The 882-nt window shown below is 73.2% G+C and carries 1 protein-coding gene; it reads right to left on the reverse strand.

Features of this window, described 5'->3' with window-relative positions; all coding sequences use genetic code 11:
* On the reverse strand, window positions 1–882 hold an 882-nt coding region (locus tag BIU89_RS18790; protein WP_254791632.1), incomplete at both ends, for a thiamine pyrophosphate-binding protein.

An 882-nucleotide genomic window follows, 5' to 3' on the forward strand; every position in this document is an offset into this window, starting at 1 on the left:
GTCGCTGTAGCGGGTGCCGATCCCGATGACGACGTCGGCCTGGGCGGCGATCGCGTTGGCGGCCGCGGTGCCCGTCGCGCCGATCCCGCCGAGGTACTGCGGGTGGTCCCAGACCAGGGATCCGCCACCGGCCTGCGACGTGCCGACCGGGATCCCGGTGGCCTCGACGAAGGCGCGGAGCTCGTCGGCGGCGTCGGAGTACAGCACCCCGCCACCGGCCACGATGACCGGACGCCGGCCGGCACGGATCGCGGCCACGGCACGCTCGAGCGGGCCGCGCTCGGGCAGCGGGCGGCGGATGTGCCACTCGCGCGGCTGCAGGAACGCGACGGGAACGTCGAACTCCTCGGCCTGGACGTCCTCGGGCAGCGCGATCGTCACCGCACCGGTCTCGGCCGGGTCGGTCAGCACCCGCATCGCGGCGAGGGCGATCGAGAACAGCTGCTCCGGACGCTCCACACGGTCGAAGTAGCGCGACAGCGGACGGAAGGCGTCGGTGACCTGCAACGACGTGTCGTGCGGCAGCTCGATCTGCTGGAGCACCGGGTCCGTGGTGCGCGTGGCGAAGGTGTCCGACGGCAGCAGCAGTGCCGGCAGCCGGTTCGTGGTGGCGAGTGCCGCGGCGGTCAGCATGTTGGCGGCGCCCGGGCCGACCGACGCCGTCGACGCGTAGGTCGCGCGGCGGCGGTGCATGCGGGCGAAGCCGACGGCCTCGTGCACCATCGCCTGCTCGTTGCGGGCCTGGTGGTACGGCAGCAGACCGGGCTGCTCGACGTGGAGCTGCTTGATGGCCTGACCGACCCCGGCGACGTTGCCGTGCCCGAAGATGCCGAAGATCCCCGGGATGGTGCGTTCGCGGACGTCGCCGTCGACGGTCCACTG

The organism is Curtobacterium sp. MCBA15_005 (genome assembly GCF_001864855.1).
GTDB lineage: Bacteria > Actinomycetota > Actinomycetes > Actinomycetales > Microbacteriaceae > Curtobacterium > Curtobacterium flaccumfaciens.